Genomic DNA, 14,135 nt, shown 5'->3' on the forward strand with positions numbered 1-14,135 from the left:
TCCTGAGGCCGCTTCGCGGCACCTCAGGGTGGGGGCTTCGGATCGGATGACGCGGTGTGCCGGGCTACTGCCCGCCCTGCTTGGCGAATTCCGACAGCACGCTGCGGAGGATCTTCAGCCGGCTCTCGTAGGCCGCCGTCAGACAAGCCACGTCCGCCTTGCAGGCGCGGCGATCCGCGAGCCACGTTTCCTGGTCCTCCTGCATCTTGGTGCGGTTGCCCATCGGCAGCAGGTCTTTGAGGATGTCGAAGCGCACGCCCATCTCGACATCGAGGTCGTTGAGGGCGCGGGTGTCGCAGACCGCGCGCTCGTCCGGCGTCTCGGCCTTGGCGCAGGGAAAGCTCGCGGCGAAGGCCGGGCCGGCCACGAGACTCAGCATCAGGGCGAGGATCGGCGCGCGCATCGAAAGGTCTCCCGGTGGCGAACGGCCACGCTTGAGCCGTCAACCCGCGAGCGGCCCGGCGGTGCCGCCGGGCCGGACGATTCGGCCGCGCGCCGTGTTCAAAAACTCACGACCACGGCTTCACGATCGCCAGGATGACGATGAGGATCATCAGGACCGTCGGCACCTCGTTGATGATCCGGTAGAAGCGCTGGCTGCGGGTGTTGCGGTCGGCGGCGAAGTCCTTGACCGCGCGGGAGAGGAAGCCGTGGACGCCGCTCATGGCGATCACCAGGGCGAACTTCGCGTGCAGCCAGGGCGCGGCGTAGTAGCCGCTCTGCCACGCGAGCCAGAGGCCGAGCAGCCACGTCGCGATCAGGGCCGGCGTCATGATCGCCTTGAGGAGCCGCCGCTCCATCACCTTGAAGGTCTCGGACTGCACCCGCGAGCCCGCCGGGAGGCCGGCGTGATAGACGAACAGGCGCGGCAGGTAGAGCATCGCCGCCATCCAGGCGATCACCGCGACGACGTGAAAGGCCTTGATCCAGGGGTACAGGGTTTCGGTCACCGGGCGGTGTGCTCCTGATTACGCAACGCGGAAAAACTCGTCTCGACCCGCATGGCTCCCGATCCGCGGATCGGGTGAACGCGGCCGGCGGGAATCCGCCAGCCTCTCCGTGCAGCGTCGATCGGACTCAGCGGCCCGCGCGCAGGCGCGCCAGCATCCGCTCGACATGGGCGACCGGCGTCTGCGGGGTGATGCCGTGGCCGAGATTGAAGATGTGCGGCCGGCCCGCCGTCGCCTCCAGGATCCCGTCGACCGCGGCGTCGAGCTTGTCGCCCCCCTCGATCAGCGTCTCGGGATGCAGGTTGCCCTGGGTGACGGTGGTGGCCGGAATGCGGGCGCGGAGCGCCGCGAGATCGACGCCCCAATCGACGCCGACCGCGTCGGCCCCGGTCTCCGGAACGACGCGGGCATGGCCGTCGAGGCCCGAGCCGCGGGCGAACACGATGATCTTCGCCTGCGGAACTTGAGCCCGAATGCCTTCGACCATGCGGGCGATGGGGCCGAGGGAGAAGCGCTTGAGCGCGTCGCCGTCGGGCGACTCGGGCAGCACGCCGGCATGGGACTCGAAGATCTGCACCGCATCCACGCCGGCGCGGAACTGGCGGACGAGATACTCGGTCTGGACCGTGACCAGCCGATCGAGAAGCGCGTCGAGAAGCGCCGGATCGGCGGCGGCCAGCGCGCGGGCCGGGGCGAGGTCGGGCGTGCCGCGTCCGCCGATCATGTAGCTCGCCACCGTCCAGGGCGCGCCGCAGAAGCCGAGCAGCGTCGTCTCGTGGGGCAGGGCCCCCCGGATGCGCGTGACCGCCTCGAAAACCGGCGCGAGGTGGGAAAAGATCGCGGGATCGCCGGCCTCGCGCAGGCGCTCGAACTGGGCCCGGCCTTCGAGGGCGTCGAGGCGCGGACCTTCGCCCTCCACGAAGCGCACGTCCTGGCCGAGCGCGTGAGGCACCACGAGGATGTCGGAGAACAGGATCGACGCCTCGAAGCCGAAGCGGCGGATCGGCTGAAGCGTCACCTCGGTGGCGAAAGCCGGATTGTAGCAGAGATCGAGGAAGGAACCGGCCTCGGCCCGGGTCGCCCGGTATTCCGGCAGGTAGCGTCCGGCTTGGCGCATCATCCAGGCAGGCGGTGGCGAGATCGCCTCGCCGGAGAGCACGCGCAGAACCGGCCTGTCCATCGTCGCGTCCGCCATGCCGTCTCCCGCCCGCTCGGATACCGTTTCGGCGAACCGGAGAGGGCTCGGCCCTCGCCGTCCCCAACCCGGCCCTTCTTAAAGAAAGAGAGATTCTAGACTCTCTGTTTTTTCTCTTGGACGTTGGATCGTGGTGCCGCAAGCGCGTCCACAGGCCCTCCCCACAGCCGCGGCGTTAATCGGCTCTTAACGGATTGCCTCTAATCTCCCGGATAGGCCAAGCTTGCCAGGAGCTTGTGAGCCCGAGTGTGGCCGCCTGCGGCCGACGGTCCCGGATTCTCCCATTCGGCCGATTCCGGCAAGCCATGCCGGACGCCGTGTTGAGGGCGGAGTCGACAAGTTCCCGCCCGCCCGGGAGTCGGCCCGGTTCGAAGCCGGCTTATCCCCATCCATCGACTCCTGCCGGGGCTGCTGGGGACAGACCCGTGGTTCGGACTCGGTAATCCATTCGAATCACACTCGTTTTCTGTGACATCGATCATCCGGACAGCCCCCGTCGCGGTCATTCCGGGGCGCCGCAGGCGAACCCGGAACCCACCCGCGATGCGCCGCTTCACGGAGCCTCGCGCCTGGTCGTGGATCCGGGGTTCCGCTGCGCGGCCCCGAGATGACGGGGCGGGGTGGATCGCCGGGTTCGGATGAAGGCGGTGCATCCTCGCTCAAGCCCAGATCCGAGGCTCATCGGAACGGTCCGGCTTCCCTGCGGGCCCGCGCGCCTCTAAGCATCGCAGAGCGGGCCGCTTCGGCGGCCCCGGATGCGTCATCGAAAGTCGATCCTCTCGCGATGAGCCGCAGTTACTTCCACCTCCATCTCGTCTCCGATTCCACCGGCGAGACCCTGATCAATGTCGGGCGTGCCGCGGCGGTGCAGTACGAGGGCATCTCGGCGATCGAGCACGTCTATCCGCTGGTGCGCTCGAGCCCGCAGCTCGAACGGGTGATCTCCGAGATCAAGGCGGCGCCCGGCCTCGTGCTCTATACGCTGGTCGGTCACGAATTGACCGAGCGGCTGGAGGAGGCCTGTCGGGAGACCGGCTCGCCGACGCTCAACGTGCTCCAGCCGGTGCACGCGCTCCTGCGCTCCTATCTCGGCGCGACCTCGACCGAGCGGCCCGGCGCCCAGCACATGCTCAACGCCGAGTACTTCAAGCGCATCGACGCGATGAACTTCACGCTGGCCCACGACGACGGCAATCTGCCCGACGACCTCGACGAGGCGGACGTGGTCCTGGTCGGCGTCAGCCGCACCTCGAAGACGCCGACCTCGATCTACCTCGCCAATCGCGGCCTCAAGACCGCCAATCTCCCTCTCGTGCCGTCGATGCCCCTGCCGCCGAGCTTCGACCGGGTCCGCAAGGCCCTGATCGTCGGCCTGATCGCCAGCCCCGAGCGCATCGTCCAAATCCGGCAGAACCGCCTGCTCAGCCTGAAGGCGGACGACAATTCCTCCTACGTCGATCGCGAGGCGGTTGCCGACGAGATCACCGCCTCGCGCCGGCTCTGCGCCAAGTATCGCTGGCCGACGATCGACGTGACCCGCCGGTCCATCGAGGAGACGGCCGCCGCGATCCTCGACCTCTACCGCGAGCACCGCCTGAAATTCATCGCCACCTGATGCCGATGCCCGACGAGACGGGCTTTGCCGCTGGCGAGCTGCGCGACGCCGTCGCGGCCGGACGCGGCCGGCTCACGGATCTCAGCCTGTCCTCCCGTGCACGAATGCCGCCGCCGGACCTGATGATCGGGGCGATCCATGCCGGGCTGCTGCGCGACTATTTCGGGCAGACCGTGGTGCTCGGCGCCAGCCTGTACGAGGTGACCGATGCCGAGGTGGCCGCCGAGGGAGTCCTCTTCCTCGACGGCGCGGTCCAGTATTGCGGGCAGCTCAACATCTTCCCGGTCGACAGCGAGGCCCGCTTCCGGACGCTCGCGGCGCGCCGGTCCGGCCTGCGGCCGGTGAGCATGGCGGATCCGGTCGTGCTGCTCGCGGGCCCCGGCCATCACATGTACGGGCACTGGCTGGTGGATTTCCTGCCCAAGCTGTTCCTGCTCCACCGGGCCGGCCACGACATCGCGCGGCTGCGCTACCTGCTGCCGGCCGACACACCGGCCTTCGCCCGGACCTGGCTGGGGCTCCTGGGGATCGGCGCGGACCGGATCGTCGCCTACGACCGCGAGCGCGACCGCGTCGCCTGCCGCCGGCTGCTCGTGCCGACGGCCCTGCGCTTCATCGGCCGCGCCTCGCCGCTGATGCGCGAGGCCGCCCGCTTCCTGCTCGACCGCGTCACGCCCCGATCCCGCCCGGGCTGGCGCCTCGGCCGGAGCGGCCGGGCACGGCCCGCTTTGCGCAGGCTCCTGATCTCCCGGTCGGACAATGCCGACACGCACAATCGCCGCACCCTGACGGAGCGGGCGGAGCTGGAGGCGGGCGCTCGGGCGCGCGGTTTCGAGATCGTGCGGCCCGAAGGTCTGAGCGTGCCGGAGCAGGTCGCCCTGTTCCGCTCGGCCGACGTCCTCGTCGGCGAGTACGGCTCGGGGCTGCACGGCTCGCTGTTCGCCCCCCCCGGTGCGACCGTCGTGTCGTTCCGCGACAACGGGACCGAACTCGGCTTCCTGCAGAACTCCCTCGACCACGCGCTCGGCCATGCCAGCGGCTACGTGTTCGGTTCGGCCCGGACGGGGGAGGGGTTCTTCTCGGTGCAGCCGCAGGATATCGACTTCGCCTTCGACTGGATCGACGCGCATCGCCTGCGCTGAGGCATCGGGCGATCGCGGGGCGATCCGCCCGATGGACCGGGGGTTGCCGACGCCCGGACCGGACTGACGGCACGATCGCGGCAAGCGATGACCCTCGCTGACGGAGACCACCCGCCTTGACGCTCGCTTCCCCCTGGCGCCCCGCCGAACCGCTGGTTCTCGCCTCGGGCAGCCGCACCCGGCGCGATCTCTTGGCGGGGGCCTCTCTGCCCGTCGAGGCGGTGCCGGCTGCGATCGACGAGCGGGCGGCGGAGCGCCAAGCCGGCGGCCTCCCGCCCACGGCCCTGGCGCTCCATCTCGCCCGCGCCAAGGCGCGGGACGTGGCCGGGCGTCGTCCCGGCCGGATCGTGGTCGGCGCCGATCAGGTGCTCGAACTCGACGGCGCGATCCTGCACAAACCCGCCGACCGCGCGGCGGCGGCGGCCCATCTCGCCCGTCTCCAGGGCCGGACCCATGCCCTGCATTCGGCCGTGGTCCTGATCTACGGCGAGGCCGAGGACGGCTTCGTCGAGACGGCATCGCTCACGATGCGCGCCCTCGACGAGGCGGGGATCGACGCCTACCTGAGATGCGCCGGCGATGCGGTCACGGCGTCGGTCGGCGCCTATCAGCTGGAGGGCGTCGGCATCCACCTGTTCGAGCGGGTCGAGGGCGCGCACGAGACCATCCTCGGTCTGCCGCTGCTGCCGCTGCTGGCACGATTGAGGGCAATGGGCCTGCTGGCCTTCTGAGAACGGGCGGCGGCATGCGCGATCCTCTGCAAGGTCCCTTGCAAGATTCTCGGCAAGACACTCGGCGGGATTCTCGGCACGATCAGGCGCACGGGCATTCGCACGCGCGCGATGATGCCCACGATCACGATCACGATCACGATCACGATCACGATCACGATCATGGCCACGGCCATGCGCATGGTCACGTCCATGCCCCGAAGGATTTCGGCCGGGCCTTCGCCCTGGGCATCGCGCTGAATGTCGGCTTCGTGGTGGTCGAGGCGGCCTACGGGTTCCTGTCGAACTCCATGGCCCTGGTGGCGGATGCCGGCCACAACCTCTCCGACGTGCTCGGGCTCGCCGCCGCGTGGCTCGCCTCGGTTCTGGTGAAGCGAACGGCCACCGCCCGCTTCACCTACGGCCTGCGCGGCTCCTCGATCCTCGCCGCCCTGTTCAACGCGGTGACGCTACTGGTGGCGACGGGTGCCATCATCGCCGAGGCGATCCAGCGGTTCCTGGCACCGGCGCCGGTGGCGGGGACGACCGTGATGGTGGTGGCCGGGATCGGAATCCTCATCAACGGCTTCACCGCCTGGCTGTTCGCCTCCGGCGGCAAGCACGACATCAACATCCGCGGCGCCTATCTGCACATGGCGGCGGACGCCGCCGTATCCCTCGGGGTGGTGCTGGCCGGATTGGCGATCCTCGCCACCGGCTACGACTGGATCGACCCCGTGGTGAGCCTGATCATCGCCGCCTTCATCATCGTCACGACCTGGGGTCTGCTGATCGAGAGTCTGCGCATGGCGCTCGCCGCCGTACCCCCGCGCATCGATCCGCAGGCGGTGCGGGCCTGCCTCGCCGGCCGTCCGGGCGTGGTCGGCCTGCACGATCTCCATATCTGGTCGATGAGCACCACCGAGGTGGCGCTCACCGCCCATCTCGTCGTGGCCGACATTCCCGAGGGCCGTTTCCTGAAGGAGACGGCGGAGGCTCTGCGCGCGCGCTTCGGCATCCACCACACCACCCTCCAGATCGAGCTGGAGGGTCGCACCGCCTGCACCCTGGCCCAGGATTGCACCGCATGACCCGGAAAGCCTTCGTCATCGGGCATCCCATCGCCCATTCCCGCTCGCCGATGATCCACGGCCACTGGCTCGCCGAGCACGGCATCGACGGCACTTACGAGCGCATCGACGTTCCTCCGGAGGCACTCGAGGCCTTCATCCGCTCCCTGCCCCGATCCGGCTTCGCCGGCGGCAACGTCACGATCCCGCACAAGGAGACGGCGTTCCGCCTCGTCGATTCCCTGACCGAGCGGGCCGAGCGGGTCGGGGCGGTGAACACGCTCGTCGTCGAGGGCGACCGGGTCGTCGGCGACAACACCGACGGACTCGGCTTCATCGCCCATCTCGACCACAGCCTCGGCGCGGACTGGCCGGAGCGGGCCGGGCATCGCGCCGTGGTGCTCGGGGCCGGCGGCGCGGCGCGCGGCATCGTCGCCGGGCTGCTCGGGCGGGGGATGCGCGTCCAGATCGCCAACCGCAGTCCGGACAACGCCCGGTCCCTCGCCGCCCTCGATCCGGAGAAGGCGCAGGCGCTGCCCTGGGACGCCCTGCCCGAGGCACTCCCAGAAATGGGGCTCCTCATCAACGCCACGTCGCTCGGCATGGTCGGGCATCCACCGCTCGACCTCGATCTCGCCGCCCTGCCGGCTCGGGCCGCGGTGGCCGATATCGTCTACGTGCCCCTCGAGACACCGCTGCTGGCCGCCGCCCGCGCCCGCGGCCTCGCCGCGGTCGACGGGCTCGGCATGCTGCTGCACCAGGCGGTGCCGGGCTTTGCCGCATGGTTCGGCGTGCGCCCCGAGGTCACCCCGGCCCTGCGCGAGACGATCGTCGCGGACCTCGTCGGGAAATGAGCGGCGGCCCGCAGACCCCGCGCAAGACACCGCGCTTGCCGTTCGTTCTCGGCCTCACCGGCTCGATCGGCATGGGCAAGTCGGCCACCGCCGCGATGTTCACCGTCCGCGGCGTGCCGGTCCACGATTCGGACGCGGCGGTCCACGCCCTCTACGGGCCGGGCGGCGCGGCTGCGGGGGCGATCGGCGCGGCCTTTCCCGGAACGCTGACGGCGGAGGGCGGCGTCGATCGCCCGGCCCTGCGCGAGGCCGTGCTCGGCGACCCGGACAAGCTGCGGCGGCTGGAGCAGATCGTCCATCCCCTCGTGGGCGCGCAGGCCCGCGCCTTCCTCGACCGCCACGCGGCGGAACGCCTCGTCGTCCTCGACATCCCGCTCCTGTTCGAGACGGGGGGCCAAGCGCGCTGCGACGCGGTCCTCGTCGTCACGGCGCCCCCCGAGGTGCAGCGCGCCCGGGTGCTGGCCCGCCCCGGCATGACGGAAGGCGCCCTCGACGCGATCCTCGCCAAGCAGATGCCCGATGCCGAGAAGCGGCAACGGGCCGATCACGTGATCGACACGAGCCGCGGCTTCGCGGCGGCCGAGGCCGAGGTCGAGGCGCTGATCGCGCGTTTGGGCGGTGCCGGCCCGGCCTCGAATCGATGAGCGCGAATGCACCGATCGACCCGACCCTCCTGGCCCTCCGCCGGGGCGATCTCGCCGGCGCCCGCGCGCTGCGGCTGACGGGGCCGCTCGATGCCTTTCCCGACGAGGTGTTCGGCCTCGTCGAGACGCTCGAACGGCTCGATCTCAGCGGCTGCGGGCTGACGGCTCTCCCCGACGGGTTCGGGCGATTGCGTCGGCTGAAGGTGCTGTTCTGCTCAGGCAACCGCTTCGATCGGTTGCCGCCCGTCCTCGGCGATTGCCCCGAACTGGCCCAGATCGGCTTCCGCGGCACCGGGCTGCGGGAGGTGCCGGGCGAGGCCCTGCCGATGCGGCTGCGCTGGCTCACCCTGACCGACAACCGGATCACCCATCTGCCCGACGCGCTCGGCGCGCGGCCGCAACTGCAGAAGCTGATGCTGGCCGGCAACGCGCTCGACGCGCTGCCGGCCACGCTCGAGGGCGCGCCAAACCTCGAATTGCTGCGGCTGTCCGCCAATGCCTTCGCGACGCTGCCGGCTTGGCTCGCGCATTTGCCCCGGCTCGCCTGGATCGCCTGGGCCGGCAACCCGGCCGAGGGCGGGACGGTGCAGGCCCGGGTCCCCGACGTGCCCTGGTCACGGCTGGATCCCGGGGCCCTGCTCGGCGAGGGCGCCTCCGGCCGGATCGTGGCGGCGACCTGGCGGGCGGGGGAGGGGGAACCCGCTCGCCCCGTCGCGGTGAAGCTGTTCAAGGGGGCCATGACCAGCGACGGGCTGCCCGAGCGCGAGATGGCCGCCTGCCTCGCTGCGGGCCAGCATCCGAACCTGACCGGAGCGCTCGGGCAGGTCGTCGATCACCCGGACGGCGCGCAGGGCCTGCTGATGCCGCTGCTGCCGGCGGATTGGCGGGTGCTCGCCGGTCCGCCGAGCCTCAAGAGCTGCAGCCGTGACGTCTACGATCCGGCCCTGCGCCTGCCGCCGCCCGCGGCGCTGCGGATCGCCCGCTCGGTCGCGCGGGGCGCGGCCCATCTCCACGCCCGCGGCCTGCTGCACGGCGATCTCTACGCCCACAACACGATCTGGGACGGGACGGCGGGCACGGCGGTGCTGAGCGATTTCGGTGCCGCCTCCCTGTTGCCGCCCGGCCCCGCGGGCGCGGCCTGGCAAAGGATCGAGACCCGCGCCTGGGGCCTGCTTCTGGGCGAGTTGCTCGATTGTTGCACGAGCGATCCAGAGACCCTCGCCGAGCTGCGAGATTTGGAGCGGGCCTGCATTCAGGCCGATGTCGGGGCGCGACCCCTCATGGCCGAGGTGGTGCAGGCTCTCTCCGCACACATCGGCGAGGCCTGTCCGGACGAGTAACCATTCCGGGTTAGAACCTCTCGATCCGCATCCCTCCGGCCGAGTGCGAACACCATGCTGCGCGAGATCGTCCTCGACACCGAGACCACCGGCACCGACGCCAAGGGCGGCGATCGGCTCATCGAGATCGGCTGCGTCGAGCTGATCAACCACGTCCAGACCGGCCAGACCTTTCACCAACTCGTCAACCCGCAGCGGGCGGTCTCCGAGGGGGCCTTCGCGGTTCACGGCATCTCGGACGCGATGCTCGCCGGCAAGCCGGTCTTCGCGGACATCGTCGATGCCTTCGTGGCGTTCTGCGGCGATGCGCGGCTGGTGATCCACAACGCACCCTTCGATGTCGGCTTCCTCAACATGGAGTTCGGGCGTCTCGGTCCCGCCGCTCCGCCGCAGATCGTGCTGGAGGACGTGGTCGACACGCTGCTCTTGGCTCGCCGCAAGCATCCGGGCGCGGCCAACAATCTCGATGCCCTGTGCAATCGCTACGGCGTCGACACCACGCGCCGGGTCAAGCACGGGGCGCTGCTCGACGCGCAGATCCTCGCGGAGGTCTATGTCGAGCTGCTCGGCGGCAAGCAGACGAGTCTCGGCCTCAGCGTCGCCGAGCCGGTGGAGACCGCGTCCGCCCTCGAGGCCGTCGAGGCGGGCCCGGTCGGGCCGCGACCGATCCGCAGCCGCCTCGGCGACGCCGAGCGCGAGCGTCATGCCGCCTTCGTCGCGGGTCTGGGAACCAACGCGGTCTGGCGCGAATACCTCGGCGACCCCGAGACGGCTTGACCGTCACACGCCCGCATTGCTGCATTGCAAAACGTTTCATCTTGCGGCGCAGCATAATCAACCCCATACCATCCCTGTGGATGGTGGCGGGATGGACGGGACGATGGAAGCGCTCGAGGACATGGGGCACGAGACCCCGATCCGGATCGGAACGCGGGCGGCCGACAGCGAGAAGATCACGGTCAATCTCGGCTATGTCGATCTCGGCCACGTCGATCTGCTCGTGTCCGAGGGCGCCTACGCCAACCGCAGCGACTTCATTCGCACTGCGGTGCGCAATCAGATCGCCCATCACGCCGACATCACGCGCCAGTCGGTCGCCCGCAAGGCGGTCGAGCTGGGGATGCGGCATTACGGGCGGGCGGAACTGGAGGCTGCTCGGTCATCGGGCACCACCCTCGACATCCGGGTGCTCGGCCTCGCGGTGATCGCCGCCGACGTCTCCCCCGACCTTGCCCGCGCCACCATCGCCTCCCTCGAAGTGCTGGGCAGCCTCCAGGCGAGCCCGGCCGTCAAACGGGCGCTCGCCGACCGCCTGCGCTGATCCCTCAACCCCCTCGTGACCCGGGCGCGTGCGCGCGCCCGTCGCCGACCCGGAAAGCGAGACCCCATGACCGATCATTCCTCGACCCTGATGTCCGATATGGCCGAAGCGACCCGGCTGACCCGGGCCGGACGGCTCGCCGAGGCCGCCGCCTTGATCCAGCGCAGCCTCGGTGCCGCCGGGCTGCCGGGTGCGGGCGGCACTGCGAGGAACGAGATCGCCGCCCGGCTCGAAGGTTTGGCCGGTGCGGCGGACCCCCGTTCCCAGGGCTATTCCGATGCCCAGGCCGCCGTTCTGCCGGAGCGGCTGCGCGACGGCATCGACCAGATGATGCGCAGCCTGCGCACGCTGGCTCCGGCCTTGAACGGCCTCGCCGGCGGCGAGGGCCGCGGAATGCAGCGCGAGGGAGATCCGTCCGTTGACCGGTCGTCCGACGGCGGACAGTTCGTCGCGCGCAGCTTCACCAACGCGGCGGGGGCGCGGGATTACAAGCTGTTCGTCCCGAGCCCGCGACCGGGCCCCCGGCCGCTCGTCGTGATGCTGCACGGCTGCACCCAGTCGCCCGACGATTTCGCGGCCGGCACCCGCATGAACCTGCTGGCCGAGGAGGAGGGCATCTACGTGGCCTATCCGCGCCAGTCGGGCCGGGCCAATGCCCAGCGCTGCTGGAACTGGTTCGAGCCCGCCGACCAGGGCCGGGAGATGGGTGAGACGGGCATCATCGCCGGGCTCGCCCGCGCCATCGCCACCGAGCATCCGATCGACCGCAGCCGGATCTACATCGCCGGGCTCTCGGCGGGCGGTGCGGCGGCGGCCAACATCGCCCGGGCCTATCCGGACCTGTTCGCCGCGGTCGGCGTCCATTCGGGCCTCGCGGCGGGCTGCGCCCGGGATCTGCCCTCGGCGCTCTCGGCCATGCGGGTCGGCGCGCCGGGCTCCGAGGCACCCGGAGGGGCTTCGGGCTTCGGCGCCGGCTCGGTCGCGCAGTCGCTGCGCGTGCCCACCATCGTCTTCCACGGCGAGGGTGACGGCACGGTCAGCCCGCGCAATGCTGAGGCCGTGCTGGCCCAGGCGGGTGTCGCCGGGCTGACGCCCCGGTCCGAGCGCGGCAGCAGCGCGGGCCATTCCTACCTGCGCACCCGCTACGCCGACGAGGCCGGCCGGGTGCAGGTCGAGTCCTGGTCGATCCAGGGGGCGGGCCATGCCTGGGCCGGTGGCAGCGCAACGGGCAGCTACACCGACCCGAACGGACCGGACGCCTCGCGGGCGATGCTGGACTTCTTCCTCGGCCACAGTCTGCCGAGCCGGAGAGATTGAGGCCGGGTTCAGGGCGCCCGGCGGACGAAAGCCGCGACGGAGCGGCCACTCACGGCTTAGTCGGAGCCCCCAATCGCGGCCGCGTTTCGAGCGCGGCCGCAAGGCCCTCGGGATAGAGCCTGACGCCCGCGTCCAGGATGTCGGGCCGGAACCAGCGCGCCGTGCAGGGCGCGCCGTCATCCTCGCGGAACAGAATGACGTCGCGCTCGTAGAGGGTCGCGTCGTGGAGCCGGAGATCGGCCGCGAACACGATCTCGTGGCCGAGCGCACCTTCATGGCGAAAGATGTTCTCGAAGACCGACCAGGGGCCGGTGATCGTCACGTCGCAGCCGAGTTCCTCTTGGAACTCCCGAATGAGGGCCTGTTCGCGGGTCTCGCCGAAGGCGATGCCGCCGCCCAGGGGACGCACGCCCATGAGGCGGCCGCCATCGTCGCGCACCTCCGCGGCCAGCAACCGGTCGCCGCGCCATGCCAGCCCGATCACCGTGGCGCGGATCTGTTGGGGCGGGCGCCACATCGTCACCGGTTTCCGGCCTCCCGCCATTCCGCCGCGGCCACGGCGAGCGCGTCGTGCCACGTCGCCCGGTCCGCCGCCTCGACCGTGAGCGTGACGGTTCGCGGCAGCACCAGCGCGCTCGCCAGCTCGCCGGCCAGGAGGCTGATCCCCTGATACTGGGCGAAATGGGCGAAGGTGACCGAGAGCCCGAGCGGATCGGGCGCGATGCCGGCCACGGCCAGCAGGTCCATGGGAACGGTCAGGCCGCAGCGCAGGGCCTTGGACAGGGCCTCCTTCAGGCACCAGAGCCGCATCAGCCCCTCGGCCTCCGACCCGTCGAGGCGGGGGGCCATCCGCCGTTCGGCCTCCGTCATCTGGCTTGCCAGCACGGGGACGGCGTCGGCGCGCACCCATTCGAGGTCGATCCCCATCGGGCAGCCCTCGGGAAAGGCGACCGCCAGCGCCACCGGCCCGGCATGGGACAGGCTGACGCCGAGATTGCGCAGACCTTCCCCCGACAGGACCGGCTGTTCCAGCACGCCGGGCCGGATCGCCAGCGCCCGCGGGTCGATCTCGGGATGGAGCCGCGCCAGCGCCTGCTTGGCCGCGAAGCGCCCGGCGAGCAGGCCGTGACGGCGGCGGGCATGCAGCCGGTCGGTGACGAGCGCCGCCTCGTCCGGATGCAGGAATGTCTCGCGGTTCGCGTCGAGCCAATCCAGGGAAGCGGCGGCCAGCGCCAAGCTCGCGCGCAGGCGCTCGCCTCGGCCGGTGAGGGTGAGGGGTACGGTGCGGACGAAGGGCCCCAAGGGTTCGGCGGAATCCGGTCTCATCACGATGGCTGCCGGTCGCTCCGACCAAACCCCCTCATCCTGAGGTGCTGCGAAGCAGCCTCGAAGGAGGGCTCCAGGGATCGCGCGGCAGGCTGGAGGCCTCCTTCGAGGCTCCGCTTCGCGTCGCACCTCAGGATGAGGGGAGTGGATGGGAGATGGTTGGACTTGGTCCCGATTTGGCCTCGTCGCGGCCGGTGAATGAGACCCTCACGCCCCCCGGTCATAGCGGAAGGCGTGCGCCACCCGTGGCATGCCGATCTTGTCGTAATAGGCCTCGACGCCCGGCGCGGCGGTGAGCAGCACGCTCGCCTCCGCGCCCGCCGCCCGGCGCGTCTCCGCGATCAGCGTTTGGCCGATGCCGAGGCCCTGCACGTCGCGGGCAACCGCGAGGTCGGACAGGTAGGCGCAGAACGCGAAGTCGGTCAGCGTGCGGGCGACGCCGACGAGGCGCCCGCCGAGACGGGCGGTGACGATCAGGTCGGAGCCCGCGAGCATCCGGCCGAGCCGGTCGAGGGATTCGGCCGGGCGGCGCGGGGCGAGGCCGGAGGCGACGAGCACCGCCTGAAACTCGACCGCGCCGAGATTCGGCTCCAGCGCGTAGACGACGGCCTCGTCCGCCCGGTCACCCGTCCCCTCGCCCGCCATCCCGGC

General features: G+C 71.0%; 16 protein-coding genes. 10 read left to right on the top strand and 6 right to left on the bottom strand.

The annotated features are described in order from the left end of the window. Positions 1-64 precede the first annotated feature (64 nt). From OWC43_RS06945 to hemE, 3 genes are all read right to left on the bottom strand, one after another. Positions 65-403 (bottom strand): lysozyme inhibitor LprI family protein, encoded by a 339-nt coding sequence (locus tag OWC43_RS06945; protein ID WP_137828950.1) that lies wholly within the window; start codon positions 401-403, stop codon positions 65-67. Between the two features lie 106 nt (positions 404-509). Then, positions 510-950: a protoporphyrinogen oxidase HemJ gene (gene hemJ, locus OWC43_RS06950; RefSeq protein ID WP_137828951.1), complete on the bottom strand. Its 441-nt coding sequence runs from the start codon at positions 948-950 to the stop codon at positions 510-512. A 127-nt stretch (positions 951-1,077) separates the two neighbouring features. Next, complete coding sequence (hemE, locus tag OWC43_RS06955) at positions 1,078-2,145, bottom strand: uroporphyrinogen decarboxylase (RefSeq protein WP_393956154.1); 1,068 nt, start codon at positions 2,143-2,145, stop codon at positions 1,078-1,080. Positions 2,146-2,929: 784 nt separating this feature from the next. Here hemE and OWC43_RS06960 point away from each other — a divergent pair. The 10 genes from OWC43_RS06960 to OWC43_RS07005 all read left to right on the top strand — a co-directional run bounded on the left by OWC43_RS06960 (position 2,930) and on the right by OWC43_RS07005 (position 12,158). Beyond that, on the top strand, positions 2,930-3,760 hold the full coding sequence (locus OWC43_RS06960; RefSeq protein ID WP_137828953.1) for a pyruvate, water dikinase regulatory protein: 831 nt from the start codon (positions 2,930-2,932) through the stop codon (positions 3,758-3,760). 5 nt (positions 3,761-3,765) lie between these two features. Continuing rightward, positions 3,766-4,902, top strand: a complete 1,137-nt coding sequence (locus OWC43_RS06965) for a glycosyltransferase family 61 protein (protein WP_393956155.1) — start codon at positions 3,766-3,768, stop codon at positions 4,900-4,902. A 116-nt stretch (positions 4,903-5,018) separates the two neighbouring features. Beyond that, positions 5,019-5,633 carry a Maf family protein gene (locus OWC43_RS06970; RefSeq protein ID WP_393956156.1) on the top strand — a complete coding sequence of 205 codons (615 nt, stop codon included), beginning with the start codon at positions 5,019-5,021 and terminating at the stop codon, positions 5,631-5,633. Between the two features lie 38 nt (positions 5,634-5,671). After that, positions 5,672-6,703, top strand: a complete 1,032-nt coding sequence (locus OWC43_RS06975; RefSeq protein ID WP_393956157.1) for a cation diffusion facilitator family transporter — start codon at positions 5,672-5,674, stop codon at positions 6,701-6,703. Next, positions 6,700-7,536 carry a shikimate dehydrogenase gene (locus OWC43_RS06980; RefSeq protein ID WP_393956158.1) on the top strand — a complete coding sequence of 279 codons (837 nt, stop codon included), beginning with the start codon at positions 6,700-6,702 and terminating at the stop codon, positions 7,534-7,536. Before OWC43_RS06975 ends, OWC43_RS06980 begins: the two co-directional genes overlap by 4 nt. Beyond that, positions 7,533-8,180: a dephospho-CoA kinase gene (coaE, locus tag OWC43_RS06985; protein WP_393956159.1), complete on the top strand. Its 648-nt coding sequence runs from the start codon at positions 7,533-7,535 to the stop codon at positions 8,178-8,180. The genes OWC43_RS06980 and coaE overlap by 4 nt, the downstream gene beginning before the upstream one ends. Further along, complete coding sequence (locus tag OWC43_RS06990; RefSeq protein WP_393956160.1) at positions 8,177-9,520, top strand: leucine-rich repeat-containing protein kinase family protein; 1,344 nt, start codon at positions 8,177-8,179, stop codon at positions 9,518-9,520. Before coaE ends, OWC43_RS06990 begins: the two co-directional genes overlap by 4 nt. Before the next feature lie 54 nt (positions 9,521-9,574). After that, a complete protein-coding gene (gene dnaQ, locus OWC43_RS06995) occupies positions 9,575-10,297 on the top strand; it encodes a DNA polymerase III subunit epsilon (protein WP_393956161.1) in 723 nt (240 codons plus the stop codon). Positions 10,298-10,400: 103 nt separating this feature from the next. After that, complete coding sequence (locus OWC43_RS07000) at positions 10,401-10,841, top strand: CopG family transcriptional regulator (protein ID WP_137828961.1); 441 nt, start codon at positions 10,401-10,403, stop codon at positions 10,839-10,841. Between the two features lie 66 nt (positions 10,842-10,907). After that, complete coding sequence (locus OWC43_RS07005; protein WP_393956162.1) at positions 10,908-12,158, top strand: alpha/beta hydrolase family esterase; 1,251 nt, start codon at positions 10,908-10,910, stop codon at positions 12,156-12,158. A 49-nt stretch (positions 12,159-12,207) separates the two neighbouring features. Here OWC43_RS07005 and OWC43_RS07010 read toward each other — a convergent pair whose 3' ends face one another. From OWC43_RS07010 to OWC43_RS07020, 3 genes are all read right to left on the bottom strand, one after another. Then, a complete protein-coding gene (locus tag OWC43_RS07010) occupies positions 12,208-12,681 on the bottom strand; it encodes an NUDIX hydrolase (protein ID WP_393956163.1) in 474 nt (157 codons plus the stop codon). Continuing rightward, positions 12,678-13,460: a 4'-phosphopantetheinyl transferase family protein gene (locus OWC43_RS07015; protein WP_393956164.1), complete on the bottom strand. Its 783-nt coding sequence runs from the start codon at positions 13,458-13,460 to the stop codon at positions 12,678-12,680. Before OWC43_RS07015 ends, OWC43_RS07010 begins: the two co-directional genes overlap by 4 nt. 231 nt (positions 13,461-13,691) lie before the next feature. Next, positions 13,692-14,129 carry a GNAT family N-acetyltransferase gene (locus OWC43_RS07020; protein WP_393956165.1) on the bottom strand — a complete coding sequence of 146 codons (438 nt, stop codon included), beginning with the start codon at positions 14,127-14,129 and terminating at the stop codon, positions 13,692-13,694. Positions 14,130-14,135: the final 6 nt, after the last annotated feature.

The organism is Methylorubrum sp. POS3 (genome assembly GCF_043352485.1).
Taxonomy (GTDB): Bacteria; Pseudomonadota; Alphaproteobacteria; order Rhizobiales; family Beijerinckiaceae; genus Methylobacterium; species Methylobacterium suomiense.

Excerpts from the sequence above, each read along its gene's own strand:
- OWC43_RS06945 (WP_137828950.1), bottom strand. The coding sequence starts at position 403 with ATGCGCGCGCCGATCCTCGCCCTGATGCTGAGTCTCGTGGCCGGCCCG.
- hemE (WP_393956154.1), bottom strand. The coding sequence starts at position 2,145 with ATGGCGGACGCGACGATGGACAGGCCGGTTCTGCGCGTGCTCTCCGGC.
- OWC43_RS06960 (WP_137828953.1), top strand. The coding sequence starts at position 2,930 with ATGAGCCGCAGTTACTTCCACCTCCATCTCGTCTCCGATTCCACCGGC.
- OWC43_RS06965 (WP_393956155.1), top strand. The coding sequence starts at position 3,766 with ATGCCCGACGAGACGGGCTTTGCCGCTGGCGAGCTGCGCGACGCCGTC.
- OWC43_RS06980 (WP_393956158.1), top strand. The coding sequence starts at position 6,700 with ATGACCCGGAAAGCCTTCGTCATCGGGCATCCCATCGCCCATTCCCGC.
- coaE (WP_393956159.1), top strand. The coding sequence starts at position 7,533 with ATGAGCGGCGGCCCGCAGACCCCGCGCAAGACACCGCGCTTGCCGTTC.
- OWC43_RS06990 (WP_393956160.1), top strand. The coding sequence starts at position 8,177 with ATGAGCGCGAATGCACCGATCGACCCGACCCTCCTGGCCCTCCGCCGG.
- dnaQ (WP_393956161.1), top strand. The coding sequence starts at position 9,575 with ATGCTGCGCGAGATCGTCCTCGACACCGAGACCACCGGCACCGACGCC.
- OWC43_RS07000 (WP_137828961.1), top strand. The coding sequence starts at position 10,401 with ATGGAAGCGCTCGAGGACATGGGGCACGAGACCCCGATCCGGATCGGA.
- OWC43_RS07005 (WP_393956162.1), top strand. The coding sequence starts at position 10,908 with ATGACCGATCATTCCTCGACCCTGATGTCCGATATGGCCGAAGCGACC.
- OWC43_RS07020 (WP_393956165.1), bottom strand. The coding sequence starts at position 14,129 with ATGGCGGGCGAGGGGACGGGTGACCGGGCGGACGAGGCCGTCGTCTAC.